Genomic DNA, 18,085 nt, shown 5'->3' with positions numbered 1-18,085 from the left:
CTTTGCACGCAAGCGGCAGCAGGCACAATGCGCCGGCGTGGTTGCCGTGTGTGCTTGCGTGCGGGGGGCGAATTCTACTGTCTTTTTTATAAGGAGGGAAATGTCTTTATATACAGTGGCTTGTTGAGTGTTTTTGCAAAAAAGCCTGTTTTTTACGCATATTCATTTTGTAATTTGCCGTCGCATTGCTATAAGGCAAAAAGTGCACGATTTGTCAATTTCCCGCTGCGCAAGTACTTGTCATTGTGCAGTGCGGTTATTGAATGTGTACGAGCATGTCGCAATAAGGAAATCCCTAGGGTGTGGGCGCTCTTACAATGCGCTCACACAACACCTGTGTTCCCAAAACAAATACGAGAAGCAACATGTCGCTTACCAACAAGACTGAATTTCTGAGCCTGATTGCTGATATCCAGGCGGTAGCAGAGCAGAAGCTGTCCAGCCAGGACGCCGCAAGTCTGGGGTCCTTTGTGCCGCTTTACTTTGAAGAAACCGAACACGAAGACCTGAAAAGCTTCTCGCCGCTGGATCTGTTCGGCGCAGCCATGGCGCATTTCGAATTCGCCAAGAAGCGCGCGCCACGCCAGGCCAAGGCCCGTATTTACAACCCTGATTTCGAGCGTGACGGTTGGCAGAGCACCCACACCGTGATCGAGATCGCGAACGATGACATGCCGTTCCTGATCGATTCGGTAGCCATGCTGCTGGCACGCCACAACCTGAACCTGCACCTGCTGGTGCACCCGGTGCTGTCGGTTGGCCGCAGCGCGGACGGCATCATTGCCGAATTCAAGCGCACCGAAGACCGCAGCCTGCCGCTGGAATCCTTCATCCACGTGCAGGTAGATCGCGTCAGCGACCCGGCCGTGCTCAAAGCGCTGCAAGCCGACCTGAACGATGTGCTGTCCTACCTGCGCCGTGTGGTAGACGACGAGCCGCAGATGCGCGAGGTGGTTGCCGCCCTGCGTGCCGACCTGGCCGCCATCAAGGGCGAGCGCGAGCGCGAAGCCGCTGAAGCCGTTGCCTTCCTGGACTGGATGGCAGCCAACCATTTCATCTTCATGGGTTACTGCGATTACGACCTGGTGAAGCGTGACGGCAAAGACAGCCTGAAGATCGTGAAGCACTCCGGCCTGGGCTTCCTGAAAGACCAGGGTGATAAAGAGTATTCCGAGAGCTTCGAGGCGCTGCCGCAAGACCTGCGCGAACTGGCGCACCAGCCGCAGCTGCTGATCCTGAACAAATCGCAGTCCCGCTCGGTGCTGCATCGTTCCGCCTACATGGATTTCGTCGGCATCAAACGCTTCAACAGCAAGGGCGAGGTCGTCGGCGAGCGCCGTTTCCTTGGCCTGTACACCGCCAGCGCTTACCAGCAGTCGCCGAAGGACATCCCGCTGCTGCGTGAAAAAGTGGCCCACGTGGTATCCGCTTGCGATTACGTAGACAACAGCTACAAAGCCAAGACCCTGGGTTTTGTGCTGGAAAGCTACCCGCGTGACGAGCTGTTCGAAATCCCGGCAGAAACCCTGACCCCTATCGTGGAAGGTATCGTGAACCTGCAGGAGCGCCCGCGTGTGCGCCTGTACACCCGTACCGACCGCTACCATCGTTATGTAAGCTGCCTGGTATTTGTGCCACGTGACAGCTTCAATACCGAAATCCGCCTGAAAATCGAGCGCGTGCTGATGAATGCCTTCAACGGCGCGTCGGCCGAGTTCAGCGTACAGATCAGCGATAGCACCCTGGCGCGCGTGCACTACATCATCCGTACCCAGGGCGGCCACCTGCCGCAGTTCCGCACGCACGAGCTGGAAGCCGACATTGCGCGCGTGGTGCGCGGCTGGCAGGAAGAGCTGCACCATCTGCTGATCGAAGCGCACGGTGAAGAGAAGGGCAACCTGCTGTTCAACCGTTACCGTGGTGCTTTCCCGGTGGCTTACCGTGAAGAGTTTGCCGCGCGCAACGCCGTACTGGATATCCAGCTGATTGAAGATGCTGCCGCCAGCCACGGCCTGACCATGAAGCTGTACCGCGCCTTCCACCGTGGCCATGGCTTCAACCTGAAGCTGTTCCGTGGTGGCGAGCCGCTGGGCCTGTCTGCCAGCCTGCCTATCCTGGAAAACATGGGTGTACAGGTGCGCGACGAGCACCCGTACCGCATCGAGCTGAACGACGGCACCGTGTGGGTAAGCGACTTCGGCCTGGAGCTGGGGGGCGCTGCCGAATCCATGCAGGACGAAGCCGTGCAGAAAAACTTCCAGGCACTGCTGTCTCGCGTGTTTGCCAAAGACTGCGAAAACGACGGTTTCAACCGTCTGGCCGTGGTGGCAGGCCTGGATTGGCGTGAAATCACCCTGGTACGCGCACTGGCCAAATACCTGCGCCAGGGCGGCCTGACCTTCAGCCAGACCTATATCGAAAACTGCGTAGCGCACTACCCGGAAATCACCCGTCGCCTGGTACAGCTGTTTGCTGCCCGCTTGCACCCCGCTGCGTTTGACGACGTGCGTGCTGCCGCCTTGCAGGAAGAGTTGAAAGACCTGCTGGACGGCGTGGCCAACCTGGACGAAGACCGCATCCTGAACGGCTTCCTGCAGGTGATCCTGGCGACCCGCCGCACCAACTTCTGGCAGAAAGACAAAGCCGGCGAGTTCAAGTCCTACGCGTCGTTCAAGCTGGAATCCAGCCTGATTTCCTTCCTGCCGCAGCCGCGCCCGCTGTTCGAGATCTGGGTATACAGCCCGCGTGTGGAAGGCGTGCATTTGCGCGGCTCCAAAGTGGCCCGTGGCGGCCTGCGCTGGTCCGACCGCATGGAAGACTTCCGTACCGAAGTGCTGGGTCTGGTGAAAGCCCAGATGGTGAAAAACTCGGTCATCGTGCCGATGGGTTCCAAGGGCGGTTTCGTCGGCAAGCAGCTGCCGGCACCAAGCGACCGTGAAGCCTTCATGGCCGAAGGTATCGCCAGCTACAAAACCTTTATCTCGGCCCTGCTGGACGTGACCGACAACCTGGTGAATGGCCAGGTGGTACCGCCGGCCGATGTGCGCCGCCTGGACCCGGATGATCCGTACCTGGTAGTGGCTGCCGACAAGGGCACTGCAACCTTCTCCGACATCGCCAACAGCATTTCGGAAGCCTATGGTTTCTGGCTGGGTGACGCGTTTGCATCGGGTGGTTCCGCCGGTTACGACCACAAAGGCATGGGCATTACCGCCCGCGGCGCATGGGAATCGGTGAAACGCCACTTCCGCCATCTGGGCATCAATACCCAGGAGCAGGACTTCAGCGTGATCGGTATCGGTGACATGGCTGGTGACGTATTCGGTAACGGCATGCTGCTGTCCGAGCACATCTGCCTGAAAGCCGCGTTCAACCACCTGCACATTTTCCTGGACCCGACGCCGAATGCGGCGGCCAGCTTTGCCGAGCGTGCGCGCCTGTTCAACCTGCCGCGCTCCAGCTGGACCGACTACAACCGCGAGCTGATCTCGCAAGGTGGCGGCATCTTCGAGCGTTCTGCCAAGTCCATCCCGCTGTCGCCAGAAGTCAAGGCCTGGCTGGAAACCGACAAGGACAGCATGGCGCCGAACGAGCTGATCCACGAGCTGCTCAAAGCCAAAGCCGACCTGCTGTACAACGGCGGTATCGGTACCTATGTGAAGGCGTCTACCCAGAGCCACGCCGACGCCCGCGACCGCGCGTGCGACCCGGTACGTGTCAACGGTAACCAGCTGCAGGTCAAAGTGGTCGCCGAAGGCGGCAACCTGACGTGCACCCAGCTGGGCCGCGTCGAGTTTGCGCTGGCTGGCGGCCGCATCTGCACCGATGCCATCGACAACTCCGCCGGTGTGGACTGCTCCGACCACGAAGTGAACATCAAGATCCTGGTGGGTGCGGTAATGCAAGCCGGTGACATGACGCTGAAGCAGCGTAATGACCTGCTGGCCGAGATGACCGAAGAAGTGGGCCACCTGGTACTGCGCAACAACTACCTGCAGACCCAGATCCTGGCAGTAAACCGCAGCCATGCCGCGTCCATGCTGAGTACCCACTCGCGCATGATTACGCACATGGAAAAAACCGGCGAACTGAACCGCGAGATCGAGTACCTGCCGTCCGATACGCAGATCGGCGAGCGCCGCCTGGCCCGCCAGGGCCTGACCCCGCCAGAAGTGGCCGTACTGCTGGCTTACAGCAAGATCTCGCTGGACCAGGCCATCCTGAAGACCGACGTCCCGGATGACGCCGACTTCCTGCCGGTGCTGGTGAACTACTTCCCGAAACCGCTGCAGCAGCGTTTTGGCGATGCCATGCAGAAGCACCACCTGAAACGCGAGATCATCGCCAACCAGCTGGCCAACCTGATCATCAACCGCATGGGCACCACCTTCGTGTTCCGCATGCAGGAAGAGTCGTCGTTCTCGGCCGCCGACATCACCCGCGCGTTCTGGATTGCCAGCCGCGTCTTTGATGCCGAAAGCCTGTGGACCCGCATCGAAAGCCTGGACAACCTGGTATCGGCCGACCTGCAAGTAGAAATGATGGTGATGGTGCGTACCCTGGTAGAGCGCGTGGTGCGCTGGGTACTGCGCAACCGCCGTGCTGCCGGCTCGGTAGAGGCCACCATCGCGCAGTTCGGCGACAAGGTGCAAGCGCTGCTGGCCAAGCTGCCGCAGCTGATCAGCGCCGACACCTACCCGCAGGTAGCGCGTCTGGAAAAACGCCTGACGCAGCCAAACGTACCGGCCGAGCTGGCCAGCGTGCTGGCGCGCCTGGAGTTTGCCGTGCCGCTGATGGACCTGATCGAGATCGGCGAAGATGGCGAGCTGGCGCTGGAAGACATTGCGGCCAACTACCTGCAACTGGGCCGTGACCTGCAGCTGGACTGGCTGCGTGCGGCCATTACCCAGCTGCCACGCGACAACCGCTGGCAATCGCTGGCACGCAGCGCGCTGCGTGACGACCTGTACCGCCAGCACCGCTCGCTGACCCAGCGTGCGCTGTCTGTGTCGCAAGACGCCGGTTTTGTCAGCCAGTGGCTGCAGCAACGTGCGGCCGAGGTGGAAGCCTGCCAGCAAATGTTTGCCGAGTTGCAGTCTTTCGAAACACTGGATCTGGCCATGTTGTCCGCCGGCATGCGCGAGCTGAATAACCATCTGCTCGCATAATTCCGCTTTCTTGCATTACTCCCTTCAAGCCGACCGCAAGGTCGGCTTTTTTTGTTGTCACGATGCCACAAACAAGCGTTTTACATCACGGTGCAGTGATGATGCTATTTGGTGCAATTCCATGCGGTTCAGCCGGTGAATTGCGCATATTCCGCTCAATAAATCCCAATCGCATGCACTGAAAAAGTGCTGCATGTCCCCGTCTTGCTTGATTGCTTATTCATATTTCGAAAAAGCACGCCTGGGTGGTTTGCTTTATTAAACGGGGCGATTAAATTAATGGACACCTGTGCATAGAGACAGGAAGACAAACCACAGGGCAGGGTCGTGCCCTAGCACTTTACTTCGATAAAGATGCTGGTTAATCTGATAAAAACGAAACAATATTCCGCATTGCGGAACTACTCAGGAAGGACATGATGAGCGAGAAACACACGGCCTCCGACACCCTGGTCAGTTTTCGTGGGGTACAGAAGAGCTATGACGGCGAGTCCCTGATCGTCAAGAACCTGGATCTGGACATTCGCAAAGGCGAATTCCTCACCATGCTGGGGCCGTCCGGCTCCGGCAAAACCACCTGCCTGATGATGCTGGCCGGTTTCGAAACCCCTACCCACGGCGAGATCCGTCTGGGTGACAAGCTGCTGAACCACGTGCCGCCGCACAAGCGCAACATCGGCATGGTGTTTCAGAACTACGCGCTGTTCCCGCACATGACCGTGGCCGAGAACCTGGCCTACCCGCTGACCATCCGCAAGATGAGCAAGTCCGAGATCACCGACCGTGTGAAAAAAGCGCTGGGTATGGTGAAGCTGGACGCGTTGGCAAACCGCTACCCCGGCCAGATGTCCGGCGGCCAGCAACAACGCGTGGCGCTGGCGCGTGCGCTGGTATTCGAACCGCAGCTGGTGCTGATGGACGAACCGCTGGGCGCGCTGGACAAGCAGCTACGCGAGCACATGCAGCTGGAGATCAAGCACATCCACGAAAACCTGGGCATTACCGTGGTGTACGTCACCCACGACCAGGGTGAGGCGCTGACCATGTCCGATCGCGTAGCGGTGTTCAAGGACGGCATCATCCAGCAGATCGACGCGGCCAACGTGCTGTACGAAAAACCGGTGAACTCCTTCGTGGCCAACTTCATTGGCGAAAACAATACCCTGCACGGCGAAGTCGTGGCAGTGCAGGATCAGCACTGCACCGTGCGCCTGGGCAACGGCAACACCGTACAGGCTGCTGCTGTCTGCGTAGGCAAGGCTGGCGAAGCCACCTCCATGTCTATTCGCCCCGAACGCGTGCGCCTGAACCGCTACGCTGAAGCTTGCGAGAACCGCCTGCAGGCCCGTCTGGCCGAGTTCATCTATTTCGGCGACCACGTGCGCCTGCGCCTGGATGTGGCAGGGCAGAGCGGTTTCATGGTGAAGGTGCCTGCCGGCGAGCTCGATAGCAGCTGGAAAGTAGGCGACACACTGGATATAGGCTGGATGGCGCGTGACATTCGCGCGCTGGATGCCTCGGTTTACACGCACTAAATAAAAAGCCCGACCACACGGGCGCTTTCAACGTCCTGCAAAGCGATATCCCCCAGAGGAGTTATGACTATGAACAAAAACACCCCACGCCTGTTGGCCCTGTCCGTTGCCGTAGCACTGGCCGCCCCGGCCATGGCCAAAGACATCACCGTGATTTCTTTCGGTGGTGCCAACAAGGACGCACAAGCCGTGGCCTACTACCAGACCTTCGAAAAAGCCAGCGGCAACAAGATTACCGCGGGTGACTACAACGGCGAAATGGCCAAGATCAAGGCCATGGTCGATGCCAAGAAGGTGAGCTGGGACGTGGTGGAAGTAGAGTCGCCAGAGTTGCTGCGCGGCTGCGAGGAAGGCCTGTTCGAGAAAATCAACTGGTCCAAGGTAGGCAATAAGGCTGACTTTGTGACGCCGGCGGTATCGGAGTGCGGCGTGGGCATTTTTGTATGGTCTACTGCCATGGCCTACAACGCAGACAAGATCAAGGTTGCCCCGCAAGGCTGGGCCGATTTCTGGGACGTGAAAAAATTCCCGGGCAAGCGCGGCCTGCGCAAGGGTGCCAAGTACACACTGGAATTCGCCCTGCAAGCTGACGGCGTGAAACCTGCTGACGTATACAAGTTGCTGGCTACCAAAGCCGGTGTGGACCGTGCCTTCAAGAAACTGGACCAGCTGAAGCCGAATATCCAGTGGTGGGAAGCCGGTGCGCAGCCGCCGCAGTTCCTGGCTTCCGGTGACGTGGTGATGAGCTCGGCCTATAACGGCCGTATCGATACCGCGCAGAAAGAAGGCAAGAACCTGAAAGTGGTGTGGACCGGTAGCGTATACGACGTGGACTCCTGGGCTATCCCGAAAGGTTCGCCGAAGCTGAAAGAGGCGATGGACTTCATCAAGCACGCCAGCCAGCCGGAAAACCAGGCGGTGTACTCCAACAAGATCGCCTACGGCCCGACCAACCTGAAAGCCATCCAGAAGGTAGACCCGAAGTCTGCGACCAACCTGCCAACCTGGCCTGCCAACCTGAAAAACGCGCTGGCCCTGGATGTAAACTTCTGGGTTGAGCATGGTGAAGAGCTGGAAGAGCGCTTCAACGCCTGGGCTGCCCGCTAAGTAGCCACCTTGCCTGAACCGTCCCGCCACGCCCCCCCCGGGGCTGGCGGGACTTTGCTGGAAGTGATGCCCACCATGTCCCAAACCCTTACCGTGAATGCCCCGCTCACAGCTGCAGATGGCGAGCTGCTTACCGTCAAGCTGGCACGCGAGCGCCGTAACAAGCAATTGAAAGCGGTGGCGCTGGTTGCCCCGCTGGCTATTTTCCTGCTGCTGACCTTTCTGGTACCTATCTTCATGCTGCTGGGTCGCAGCGTTGATAACCCGGAGGTGGTAACCCACCTGCCTGCCACCAGCAAGCTGATTGCCAGCTGGGATCGTCGTGCCCTGCCGTCTGAGGATGTATTCCAGGCCATGGCCCGCGACTTGACCGCCGCCAAAGAAGACAAGTCCGTGCCGGAAGTGGCCAAGCGTCTGAACATGGACATCAGCGGCTTCCGCTCGCTGATCCAGAAAACCGCGCGCAAGATGCCGCTGGAGTTGGCCGCAGGCGAAAGCATGCGTGACCGCTTCATCCAGATCGACGAGCGCTGGGGCGACCCGGACCACTGGCACGTCATTGCCAAGAATGCCAAGAGCTGGACGCCATATTACCTGTACAGCTCGCTCGATCTGCGTGAAACCAAGGCCGGTACGCCGGAGCTGGCGCCAGAGGAAGAACGTGCCTTCATCAGCATTTTTGGCCGTACCTTGTGGATCAGCTTCTGGGTGACCGTGTTCTGCCTGCTGCTGGGTTACCCGCTGGCCTACTGGCTGGCCAACCTGCCGGCACGCAAAAGCAACCTGCTGATGATTCTGGTACTGCTGCCGTTCTGGACCTCGGTGCTGGTACGCGTGGCATCGTGGATCGTGCTGCTGCAACGCGAAGGCCTGATCAATAGCGCATTGATGAACCTCGGCATTATCGGTGAGCCGCTACAGCTGGCGTTCAACCGTGTCGGCGTGTATATCGCCATGGTGCACATCCTGCTGCCATTCGTGATTCTGCCGGCCTACAGCGTGATGAAGAGTATCCCGCCAACCTATATGCGCGCCGCTATCTCGCTGGGTGACCACCCGTTTGCCGCCTTCTGGAAGATCTACTTCCCGCAGACCGTGGCTGGTGTGGCTGCCGGTGCCTTGCTGGTATTCATCATGTGTATCGGCTACTACATCACCCCGGCCCTGCTGGGTAGCCCGGAAGAGCAGATGGTGAGCTACTACGTGGCGTTCTACACCAACGTCACCATCAACTGGGGTATGGCCGCTGCGCTGGGTAGCCTGCTGTTGATCGCCACCATGACGCTGTACGCGGTGTACAGCAAGCTGGTGGGTGCCAATAAACTGAGTCTGGGGTAAGCCATGCTGCCAACTTATGCTTCGCCTATCGAGCGCGTCTGGTTCTGGAGCTTCCGCATTTTTTGCGTGATGATCCTGATCTTCCTGGTGTCGCCGCTGCTGGTGATCGTGCCCTTGTCGTTCTCGGCCGATACCTTCCTGCTGTACCCGATCAAGTCGTTCTCGCTACGCTGGTACGAGGAGTTTTTCGGTAATGGTGTGTGGTTGACCTCGCTGAAGAACAGCTTCATCGTGGCGCCGGCGGCCACACTGCTGGCCACGACGCTGGGGACGCTGGCCGCCGTCGGCCTGACCTCGTCGGACTTTCCCGGCAAGTCGGTGCTGATGAGCGTGCTGATCTCGCCCATGGTGGTGCCAGTGGTGATCGTCGGCGTGGGGGCCTACCTGTTCTTTGCCCCGCTGGGTTTGTCCAATAGCTACTTTGCGCTGATTCTGGTGCATACCGCGCTGGGCGTACCCTTTGTGGTGATTACCGTGTCGGCTACGCTACGCGGCTTCAACGCCAACCTGATCCGTGCCAGTGCCAGCCTGGGTGCCAACCCGGTTACCACCTACCGCCGCATCGTACTGCCGCTGATTGCGCCGGGTGTGATCTCGGGTGCGCTGTTTGCCTTTGCCACCTCGTTTGACGAGGTTGTGGTGACGCTGTTCCTGGCTGGCCCGGAACAGACTACGCTGCCGCGCCAGATGTTTGGCGGTATCAAGGAGAACATCAGTCCGGCGATTGCCGCCGCGGCCACGGTGCTAATCCTGTTCTCCATCGCCCTGCTGCTGACGCTGGAATGGTTGCGTGGCCGGGCCGAGAAGACCCGTACCAGCGCGGCCTGATGCCAGGCTTGCGCCAATCAAAAGCCCCTGCCGGTTGGCAGGGGCTTTTTTGTGGCAGCAAGGTTGGCCGCAGCAGGGTCAGAACAGCTCGATATCGCCTTCGTACGGTATCTGCGCCGCGATCTCGCCGCGTTGCAGCAGCTGCGTGTAAGCACAGGTCTGGTTGCGGCCGTTTTCCTTGGCGTAGTACAGCGCGCGGTCGGCCTGCTCCACCACGTTGGCCGGCAGCATCTGCCCCCCTATCAGTACATAACCCATACTGATCTTGACTGCACCTACCTGCGGAAAATTGAAACTGGCGATGTTTTCCCGCAGCGCTTCCAGCCGGGTCATGGCCAGTTGCGGTTCGTCGCGCAGGATAATGCCGAACTCCTCGCCACCGTAGCGGTACAGCTGGGCGTGTGCGCCCAGCACCTGTTCCATGTGGTGCGCAACCAGTAACAGGACTTCGTCGCCCACGATATGGCCGTAGCGGTCGTTTACCAGTTTGAAGTGGTCGATATCCACCAAGGCCAGGGTGTGCTGGTAGTCCGGATTGTCCAGCAGCTCGTACAGCCGGGCATCGAACGAGCGACGGTTCAGCAAGCCGGTAAGCATGTCACGTTCTGCATCGTACAGCAGGCGCAGGTAGTTTTCGTGGATGCGTACCATGCCGCTGAGGAAACCCAGCTCGTCAGGTGTCAGCGGGCCATGCTCTATCTGCAGCAGCGCGATGATGTTGTTTTTCTGGTAGATCACTTGCCAGATATGGCCGCCATATTCCCACGGCGCGCGATGGTCGCGGCCAATGGCGATGGCTTTGCGCGCATCATCACCGGCGGGTAGCCAGCCACAGCTATCGGGGGAGATCTGGCTGTCTTTTTCTGCGACCTGCAGCAGCTTCAGCTCGGGCAGCGACTCGGCGTAGCGCACGCCGTACAGGGCAATGCTGTCGCTTTGCAAAAATGCACTCACCAGCTCCAGCAATGCCCGTTCCAGCTCGCGCTGCTCGCGCTGCGAGGTCATTTTCGCCATCTGTTCCATCAGAGTGGCGATGCTGGAGGGCTGGGCGTGCTGGTCCATTTTCATCCGTATCAACCGGTTTTACTGGCGGCCGGTGCTACCAAAACCACCGCTGCCACGCTCTGTATCGATAAAACTATCTACAATATTAAACCCAACCTGTACCACAGGCACGATAATCATTTGTGCAATGCGTTCCAGTGGTGCCAATGTAAACGGCATGCTGCCGCGATTCCATACTGATACGAACAGCTGGCCCTGGTAGTCGGAGTCGATCAGGCCGGTCAGGTTGCCCAGCACGATGCCGTGTTTGTGGCCCAGGCCGGAGCGCGGCAGGATCATGGCCGCCAGCCCCGGGTCGGCCAGGTGGATGGCCATGCCGGTAGGTACCAGCACGGTTTCGCCAGGCTGGATCACCATGTCGGCTTCGGTGGCAGCGCGCAGGTCCAGGCCGGCAGAGCCGCTGGTGGCGTAGGCGGGCAGGTTGTCTTTCAGGCGTGGGTCCAGGATTTGTACGTCGATAACAGGTTTCATGCGATGTCAGTTTTCAGTTTTCAGGTTAAGGCTTTGGGCCAGATGTTGAACGATGGCTCGGGCCACATCGGCCTTGGGCATGTCGGGCAGCGGGTGCTGGCCGTGGTCATCCAGTAGCGTCACGCTATTGGTATCAGCGCCCATGGCGTGCTGGGCCAGGTTGGCCACCAGTAAGGGGACTTTCTTGCGGCGCCGTTTCTGGTCGGCGTACTGCAGCAGGTTCTGGCTTTCTGCGGCAAAACCCACGCAGAACGGCGCGGCCGGCAGGCCGGCCACGGTGGCCAGGATGTCGGGGTTTTCTTCCAGCTCGATCACCGGCAGGCTGTCGCCTTTCTTGATCTTGTGTTCCGAGCGGTTTTTCACGCGGTAGTCCGCCACGGCGGCCACACTGATGAACACATCGCTGCGGCCAACTTCGGCCAGTACCGCCTGGTACATGTCCTGTGCACTTTGTACCGCAATGGTATGCACCAGTGTGGGCGGGGTGAGGGCAGTAGGACCGCTGACCAGGGTTACCTCGGCGCCGGCGTCACGGCAGGCACGCGCCAGCGCGTAGCCCATCTTGCCGGAGCTGATATTGGTGATGCCGCGCACGGTATCGATGGGTTCGTACGTGGGGCCGGCGGTCAGCAGCACCTTTTTGCCTGCCAGCGGCTTGGCGCTGAATACGCCACCCAGCAGGTCGAACACCTCTTCCGGTTCCAGCATCCGCCCCGGCCCGGTTTCGCCACAGGCTTGCACGCCGTGTGCCGGGCCCCACACCTGAACGCCATCGGCCTGTAGCTGCGCGATGTTGCGCAGGTTGGGCGGGTTTTCCCACATCTGGCGGTTCATGGCGGGTACCACTACCAGCGGGCAAGTACGGGCGGCGGCCATGGTGCTGATCAGATCGTCGCAGGCACCGTGCGCCAGCTTGAAAATGCAGTCGGCAGTGGCTGGCACGATCAGGAACACGTCGGCACGACGCGACATCTCGATATGCGCCATGGCGTTGTCCGGGCGCGGGTCCCAGATATCGGTGTAGACGGCATGGCCCGACAGCGCCTGGAAGGTGGCTGGGGTAACAAAGCGGGTAGCGGCCTCGCTCATCACCACTTCCACATGGTGGCCTGCCTTGACCAGCAGCCGGGTCAGCTCGGCCGACTTGTAGGCGGCAATACCGCCGGTAATGCCAAGAAGAATGCGTTTTTGCGTCATGTTGCTGCCTGCCGTAGATCGTGCAAGGCATGATTGTAACGTAATGCTGCACCTGCACGCAGGCTGCCGTGGCAGATCATTTGGCATGGAAAATGCATTTTATGGAGATGGCAGCATGCCGGATGATGAAGGTTCCGCCAGTGCGCAGGAGGGACTATGTCTATTAGCGAATGGCCCGCGGCCGAACGTCCGCGTGAAAAATTGTTGGCACGGGGTGCACAAGCCTTGTCAGATGCCGAATTGCTGGCGATATTTCTAAGAACAGGCATCAAAGGTTGCTCGGCTGTCGATATGGCACGCCTGTTAATGCAGCGCTTTGGTAGCCTGGGGCGTTTGTTGGGTGCGCGCGCCGACGAGTTTCAACAGCAGGCCGGGCTGGGGCCTGCCAAGTACGTGCAATTCATGGCCATGCACGAGCTGGCGCGGCGGCTGCTAGCCGAAGAAATGGCCGCAGCGGATGTGCTGGACTGCCCGGAAGCCGTACAGCGCTTTCTGCGCGTGGCGATAGGGTATTGCGAGGTGGAGGTGTTCAGCGTGATTTTCCTGACGGCACAATACCGTGTGCTGGCTGTCGAAGAGCTGGCCAGAGGCACGCTGACCGAAACACGGGTCTACCCGCGCGAGGTGGTGCGGCGGGCCTTGCAGCACAATGCTTGCAGCGTGATTGTGGCGCATAACCATCCGTCTGGCGTGGCCGAGCCTTCCGACGCCGACCGTCGGCTTACCGCCACGCTCAAGCAGGCTTTGCAGCTGGTCGATATCAATTTACTGGATCATTTTGTTGTCACGGGCGAGTACGCCGAATCACTGGCGGCGCGCGGCTGGGTGTAGCGGCAGCCTGGTGGTTGCCCCTGCTGTTGTCGTGCGGCCAACCTTGCCGCTTGGCCGGGTCGAAAGGAGCAAGCCATGAACATCTTGCGTCTGATGAATCAGTCCGAGTATATCCAGGTGAACAACCAGCTGGTAAAGCCTGAATTCATGTATGCCAGCGAAGACTACGCCGATGACGACGATATTGTGCTGGAGGCGCACATTAACGAAGCCGATCTGGTGCTGACCGTAGCCGATCTGGAAGACGCCACGCCGCTGGCGGATGGCGCTTACTGGATCGAGAGTGTCGGTTATATCCGTTTTCTTAGCCGGCAAGCTTTGCATTGATGATGGTAAGGGGTGAATGCGATATGGTCCTTAGGGCGGAGTTATATTTTGATTTGTGCTGTTTTATTGCCTTTTTGCGCAATTAAACTGTGCAATTTCTGATATTTCTATAGAATGTGCCTGGGTTTGATCTGGCGCAAATCACGCCGGGGCGGGCTTGATAAAGTACGTGCTTCAATGCGTGTTACATAAGGCGCAAGCGAGGATGGACATGAACAAGATTCGTATTGCCATGGTGGGTGCCGGCGAAACGGCTACACCGCTGTTGCGGCAGCTGCTGAACGCGCCCTATGTGGAGCTGATCGGCGTGGCCGAGCTCAACCTGGCGTTGCCGGGTGTGGCGCTGGCGCGCGAGCGCGGGGTGCCGGTAACCGATAATTTCATCGAACTGGCGGAGCAGGGCGAGCGGGTGGATATCATTATCGACCTGACCGGCTCGCGCAAAGTGCGCGAAGATCTGCGCCGATTCATGCAGTTTGCCGGTAACACCCACACTGTCATCATGCACGAGCGCATTGCCCTGCTGCTGATGTCGCTGTCGGCGGGCGAGCTGGTAGAAACCCGGCATGACTCGCTCAGTTACTGAAGGTTGGTGCTGGGCTACTAAAGTATCGATGCAGTAACCGGCCGCTGTACGACAGTACCGGTCGCTTGAGGGGCGTGCGAAAGCACGCCCTTTTTTCATGCGGCCCACCCGCTGAAGGTTGGCCGCATGCCTTTGAATGCCGGTGCGGCGAGTGTTGGCTGCTAGTTAGCCGAAGCCCCGCTTTTTCAGCGCCAGGTACAGCATGCTGGCGGTGATGGCGTCGTTCAGTGCGTCATGGCGCGGCAGGGCGGGTACGCGCAGGTCATCCACCAGGGTGGCCAGGCGCAGGTCCACATTGCTGTCCGGGTTTTGCCGCAGTTTGTAGTCATAGTAGCGGCCGGATACCTCGATCTGGCGGTTCGGCAGCTTGATGCCGGTCAGCGGCTGCACGTATTTGTTCAGGATAGCCACGTCGTATTCCAGGTAGTAGCCCACCAGCGGGCGGCCGCCGATAAAGTCCAGCAGGCGGGTTACCGCGTCTTGCGGGGCCAGGCCGTCTGATACATCGCGCGGGCGCAGGCCGTGTATGCGTACGCTGCCCGCATCCGGCTTGCGTTCCGGGCGCACCAGGACATAGAACGATTCGCTGCTGAGGATGCGTTGGCCGCGTATCTTGACCGCGCCAATAGAGAGTAGCTCGGCGTCGCGCACGTTCAGGCTGGTGGTTTCGCAGTCCAGGCTGACCAGCTCCTGGTTCTGCTCTTGCAGCAGCATGGCAAAGCGCGGGTCTTTCAGCCGGTGTGCCGCCCATTGTTTTTTCAGTGCGCCTATCATGCTACGGCCCCCAGGCGGAACTGGTGGCGCAGCAGGTTCTTGAATTTCTTCACCAGCGCCAGAGCGTCTTTGAGCAGGTCTTTTTCCAGTGTGGACAGGCGGTCGGGGCGAATCAGGTTGCTGGCCGGGCGGCCGTCTTCCAGGTCGGCCAGGCCATGGCTCAGGCGCAGGCCCAGCAGGAAAGCCAGGGTTTCGTTGATGTCGTTGGCGAACTCCCGCTCCAGGTGGCCGTTTTCTGCCAGGCGCTGCAGGCGCTCGAAGGTATTGTTGGCCGCGATATTGTGGCGCAAAGCCAGTGAACGTATGCCGTGCACGATGGGGAAGATGCCACCTTTCTTGATGTCTAGCGTGGCTTCGCCGTTCTGCTCGCGCGTGAGCAGCTGGGCAAAGAAGCCCAGGGGCGTGTCGAATTGCTCGATGGCGCGGGCAAAGCGCGCGTAGAAGCTTTCATCGTCGGATAGCAGGCTGTTCAGATAGTGTTTGCTGTGCGCCAGCAGCGTGTGGTCGCCGGCAACCGCTTCGGCATCCACAAAGATGGCCAGGTTCATCAGCGCGTCGCCGTCCGGCAGATAGAGCCAGCGATATAGCTGGTCGCGCATGCCTTGCTCGTGCTGGCACCACTGCGGGTTGCTTACCATGATGCGTCCGGGGCAAGGCGGGTAGCCAAAGCGTGCCAGCGCATCGCTGAATGCCTGGCAGGCGCCTGGCAGTGTGGGGTGGTCAAAGCCGTCGCGGATGATCAGTGCGTTGTCCTGGTCGGTTTTCAGGATCTGTTCGCCACGGCCTTCCGAACCCATGACAATCAGGCAGCTGTTGGCGACGACTTCCGGCAGGGCGATCAGCTGCCAGGTGCGCTCGAACAGCCGCGCATTCAGTGCCTGTACCAGGCGGCCCAGCTGTGGTGCCTTGACCCCGTGGCTGGACAGGATGCCCACCAGCCGGGTGATCTGGCCGGCGATGTCCTGCAGCTCGTCCAGGGTGTCAGCGCGTTCCAGCTTGTGGGCAATCAGGTGCGAGTGGTTGGAGAAATAGGACAGGATATCAACCTGCGCCAGAATGCCCACCGGCTCGCCCTGGTCCATCACCACCAGGCGGCGGATGTTGCGCTGCGTCATGGTTAGCAGTGCGTCAAACAGGAAACCGTCGATATCGGTGGTAATCAGGTTGAAGTGGCATACCTGGTGCAGCGGTGTGCTGGCAGGCAGTTCGTTCAGGATAGTGTCGCGAAAATCGGTAGTGGTGAACATGCCCAGCTGGCCCAGGTAGCGTACCAGGATGGACTTGCTTTTACGTTGCTTCATGATGCGGGCAGCGTCCAGTACGCTGTCCTGGCCGTCGGCAAAGACCGGCAAGCGGCTGCAGGCGTCGCGCACGGTGGCCGTGAGCAGGGTTTGCAGCTCGCGGGTGCCGGCGTTTTGCGCCAGTGCGCCGAATTTTTGCGCCACGCTGGCGTAGAAAAATGCGCCAAAGCGCGGGTTGCTTTCGGTGAGCTGCATCACCATGGCACGCGGCAGGCAGTAGGCCAGCGCCTCTTCGTGCACCACAAAGCGCTGTGTGGCCACACCGGCCACCATGGCGCGGGCGTCGAAGGTGTCTTGCGCGTGGTACACGGCCAGCACTTCGTCGTCGGCCATTTCGCGCACCACCCCCTTGATCAGCACATACAGGCTGTCCACGCTGTCACCCGGCGCCATGATGACTTCGTCGTTATCGAGGAACACGATATCCGCCGCGCCCTCCAGTGCCTGTCGTTCGTGCGGGCTCAGGTGGGTAAACGGCGGATGGGTAAAGTCGAAGCGGCTCATGCTGGCAGGTCCGGTGGGTGGCTCATTTCTCCAGCATACGGTGCTATCGAAATGGCTAGCCAGCCCTGCCTGGTGTAAAGCGGCTAGATTTGCGCTGGATCAGACGGTTTTGCAGCATTCGTGCAGCACGGTGCAATGCGTGTGGCCGGTAGTGTCACGCTGCTACGCCGCACAATGCCATCGGTAAACAAGGCCAGCTCGCCATCCTGCATGGCGGTCCACTGTTCGTTGTCGGTGAGCGGTACGGTGGCAATCACCGCTACGCGGTCGTCCGGCGTGGTGACGGTGGAGAAATCCACCGTCACGTCGTCGTCCACCAGGTGGGCGGTGGGGAATGGCGCCTTGCGCACGATGTAGTGCAGCTTGGTAGAGCAATGGGTAAACAGCCACTGGCCGTTGGACAGCATGAAGTTGAACACGCCGTAGCCACGCAGCGTGGCGGCCAAGCCTTCGATGGCCTCGAACAGCTCGTCCAGCGAGGGCGCAGTGCACCAGCGCTGGCGCAGCTGTTCCATGATGTAGCAAAACGCGGCCTCGGAGTCTGTGCTGCCCACCGGGTTGTAGTGGCAGCCGGGTGCGGGCGCAAAATCCACCAGATTGCCGTTGTGGGCAAAAATCCAGTACTGGCCCCAGATTTCACGCTGGAACGGGTGGCAGTTGGCCAGGTTTACCTCGCCCTGCGTGGCCTTGCGGATGTGCGCAATCACGTTTTCCGATTTGATCGGGTATTGGCGCACCAGCGCCGCCACAGGCGAATCGGCAGACGGTTTGTCGTCCAGGTACAGGCGCACGCCCTTGCCCTCGAAAAAGGCAATGCCCCAGCCGTCAGCGTGGTGGTCGGTGAGCCCGCCGCGGCGGTGGAAGCCTTCAAAGGAAAACAGGATGTCGGTGGGCGTATTGCAGTTCATGCCCAAAAGCTGGCACATGGGGGTGTCCGTGTTCAGTAGATGGCCTATTGTTTCATGCAGGGGCGGCCGCGCCAAGCGGCATTCTGCCGGGCCACTGCCTTGGGGTGGGCTTGTGATTTATGAGAAAATCCCGATATGTGTTTTC

General features: G+C 59.9%; 13 protein-coding genes and 1 pseudogene. 8 read left to right on the top strand and 6 right to left on the bottom strand.

The features are described from left to right. Nucleotides 1-365: 365 nt before the first annotated feature. The 5 genes from PQU95_RS04310 (at nt 366) to PQU95_RS04290 (ending at nt 9,976) form a co-directional block, all read left to right on the top strand. Nucleotides 366-5,168 carry an NAD-glutamate dehydrogenase gene (locus tag PQU95_RS04310; protein ID WP_272750850.1) on the top strand — a complete coding sequence of 1,601 codons (4,803 nt, stop codon included), beginning with the start codon at nt 366-368 and terminating at the stop codon, nt 5,166-5,168. A gap of 419 nt (nt 5,169-5,587) precedes the next feature. Further along, nucleotides 5,588-6,703 carry an ABC transporter ATP-binding protein gene (locus PQU95_RS04305; protein WP_272750849.1) on the top strand — a complete coding sequence of 372 codons (1,116 nt, stop codon included), beginning with the start codon at nt 5,588-5,590 and terminating at the stop codon, nt 6,701-6,703. Nucleotides 6,704-6,772: 69 nt separating this feature from the next. Beyond that, nucleotides 6,773-7,810 (top strand): ABC transporter substrate-binding protein, encoded by a 1,038-nt coding sequence (locus tag PQU95_RS04300; RefSeq protein ID WP_272750848.1) that lies wholly within the window; start codon nt 6,773-6,775, stop codon nt 7,808-7,810. 75 nt (nt 7,811-7,885) lie between these two features. Beyond that, nucleotides 7,886-9,148 carry an ABC transporter permease gene (locus PQU95_RS04295; protein ID WP_272750847.1) on the top strand — a complete coding sequence of 421 codons (1,263 nt, stop codon included), beginning with the start codon at nt 7,886-7,888 and terminating at the stop codon, nt 9,146-9,148. Between the two features lie 3 nt (nt 9,149-9,151). Beyond that, entirely contained in the window at nt 9,152-9,976 is an 825-nt protein-coding gene (locus PQU95_RS04290; RefSeq protein WP_272750846.1) for an ABC transporter permease, read from the top strand. A 78-nt stretch (nt 9,977-10,054) separates the two neighbouring features. Here PQU95_RS04290 and PQU95_RS04285 read toward each other — a convergent pair whose 3' ends face one another. From PQU95_RS04285 to coaBC, 3 genes are read right to left on the bottom strand one after another with little or no spacing between them, the layout of a single operon-like run. Next, nucleotides 10,055-11,038: a GGDEF domain-containing protein gene (locus PQU95_RS04285; protein WP_272750845.1), complete on the bottom strand. Its 984-nt coding sequence runs from the start codon at nt 11,036-11,038 to the stop codon at nt 10,055-10,057. A 21-nt stretch (nt 11,039-11,059) separates the two neighbouring features. After that, complete coding sequence (gene dut / locus PQU95_RS04280; protein WP_272750844.1) at nt 11,060-11,512, bottom strand: dUTP diphosphatase; 453 nt, start codon at nt 11,510-11,512, stop codon at nt 11,060-11,062. A 6-nt stretch (nt 11,513-11,518) separates the two neighbouring features. Further along, on the bottom strand, nt 11,519-12,709 hold the full coding sequence (gene coaBC, locus PQU95_RS04275; RefSeq protein ID WP_272750843.1) for a bifunctional phosphopantothenoylcysteine decarboxylase/phosphopantothenate--cysteine ligase CoaBC: 1,191 nt from the start codon (nt 12,707-12,709) through the stop codon (nt 11,519-11,521). A gap of 156 nt (nt 12,710-12,865) precedes the next feature. On the opposite strand from coaBC, the gene radC reads away from it, so the two are divergent. The 3 genes from radC (at nt 12,866) to PQU95_RS04260 (ending at nt 14,453) form a co-directional block, all read left to right on the top strand. After that, a complete protein-coding gene (gene radC / locus PQU95_RS04270) occupies nt 12,866-13,540 on the top strand; it encodes a RadC family protein (protein ID WP_272750842.1) in 675 nt (224 codons plus the stop codon). 75 nt (nt 13,541-13,615) lie between these two features. Then, nucleotides 13,616-13,867, top strand: a complete 252-nt coding sequence (locus PQU95_RS04265) for a hypothetical protein (protein ID WP_272750841.1) — start codon at nt 13,616-13,618, stop codon at nt 13,865-13,867. 211 nt (nt 13,868-14,078) lie between these two features. Further along, nucleotides 14,079-14,453: a Gfo/Idh/MocA family oxidoreductase gene (locus PQU95_RS04260; protein WP_227304260.1), complete on the top strand. Its 375-nt coding sequence runs from the start codon at nt 14,079-14,081 to the stop codon at nt 14,451-14,453. A gap of 165 nt (nt 14,454-14,618) precedes the next feature. Here PQU95_RS04260 and PQU95_RS04255 read toward each other — a convergent pair whose 3' ends face one another. The 3 genes and pseudogenes from PQU95_RS04255 to PQU95_RS04245 all read right to left on the bottom strand — a co-directional run. Beyond that, complete coding sequence (locus PQU95_RS04255; protein WP_272750840.1) at nt 14,619-15,227, bottom strand: 3'-5' exonuclease; 609 nt, start codon at nt 15,225-15,227, stop codon at nt 14,619-14,621. Continuing rightward, complete coding sequence (locus PQU95_RS04250; RefSeq protein ID WP_272750839.1) at nt 15,224-17,032, bottom strand: putative nucleotidyltransferase substrate binding domain-containing protein; 1,809 nt, start codon at nt 17,030-17,032, stop codon at nt 15,224-15,226. Before PQU95_RS04250 ends, PQU95_RS04255 begins: the two co-directional genes overlap by 4 nt. A 164-nt stretch (nt 17,033-17,196) precedes the next feature. Next, nucleotides 17,197-17,958, bottom strand: a pseudogene (locus PQU95_RS04245) (class II glutamine amidotransferase); the annotation flags it as partial. Nucleotides 17,959-18,085: the final 127 nt, after the last annotated feature.

The sequence above is a fragment of the Vogesella aquatica genome, assembly GCF_028548455.1.
Classification (GTDB): Bacteria; Pseudomonadota; Gammaproteobacteria; order Burkholderiales; family Chromobacteriaceae; genus Vogesella; species Vogesella aquatica.
The sequence above is the reverse complement of the archived record's forward strand: the minus strand, read 5'-3'. Positions and strand labels throughout refer to the sequence as shown.

Bases quoted from the DNA above. Each gene is read 5' to 3' on its own strand.
- PQU95_RS04250 (WP_272750839.1), bottom strand. From the start codon at position 17,032: ATGAGCCGCTTCGACTTTACCCATCCGCCGTTTACCCACCTGAGCCCG.
- PQU95_RS04310 (WP_272750850.1), top strand. From the start codon at position 366: ATGTCGCTTACCAACAAGACTGAATTTCTGAGCCTGATTGCTGATATC.
- PQU95_RS04300 (WP_272750848.1), top strand. From the start codon at position 6,773: ATGAACAAAAACACCCCACGCCTGTTGGCCCTGTCCGTTGCCGTAGCA.
- dut (WP_272750844.1), bottom strand. From the start codon at position 11,512: ATGAAACCTGTTATCGACGTACAAATCCTGGACCCACGCCTGAAAGAC.
- PQU95_RS04305 (WP_272750849.1), top strand. From the start codon at position 5,588: ATGAGCGAGAAACACACGGCCTCCGACACCCTGGTCAGTTTTCGTGGG.
- PQU95_RS04295 (WP_272750847.1), top strand. From the start codon at position 7,886: ATGTCCCAAACCCTTACCGTGAATGCCCCGCTCACAGCTGCAGATGGC.
- PQU95_RS04290 (WP_272750846.1), top strand. From the start codon at position 9,152: ATGCTGCCAACTTATGCTTCGCCTATCGAGCGCGTCTGGTTCTGGAGC.
- PQU95_RS04285 (WP_272750845.1), bottom strand. From the start codon at position 11,038: ATGGACCAGCACGCCCAGCCCTCCAGCATCGCCACTCTGATGGAACAG.
- coaBC (WP_272750843.1), bottom strand. From the start codon at position 12,709: ATGACGCAAAAACGCATTCTTCTTGGCATTACCGGCGGTATTGCCGCC.
- radC (WP_272750842.1), top strand. From the start codon at position 12,866: ATGTCTATTAGCGAATGGCCCGCGGCCGAACGTCCGCGTGAAAAATTG.
- PQU95_RS04265 (WP_272750841.1), top strand. From the start codon at position 13,616: ATGAACATCTTGCGTCTGATGAATCAGTCCGAGTATATCCAGGTGAAC.
- PQU95_RS04255 (WP_272750840.1), bottom strand. From the start codon at position 15,227: ATGATAGGCGCACTGAAAAAACAATGGGCGGCACACCGGCTGAAAGAC.
- PQU95_RS04260 (WP_227304260.1), top strand. From the start codon at position 14,079: ATGAACAAGATTCGTATTGCCATGGTGGGTGCCGGCGAAACGGCTACA.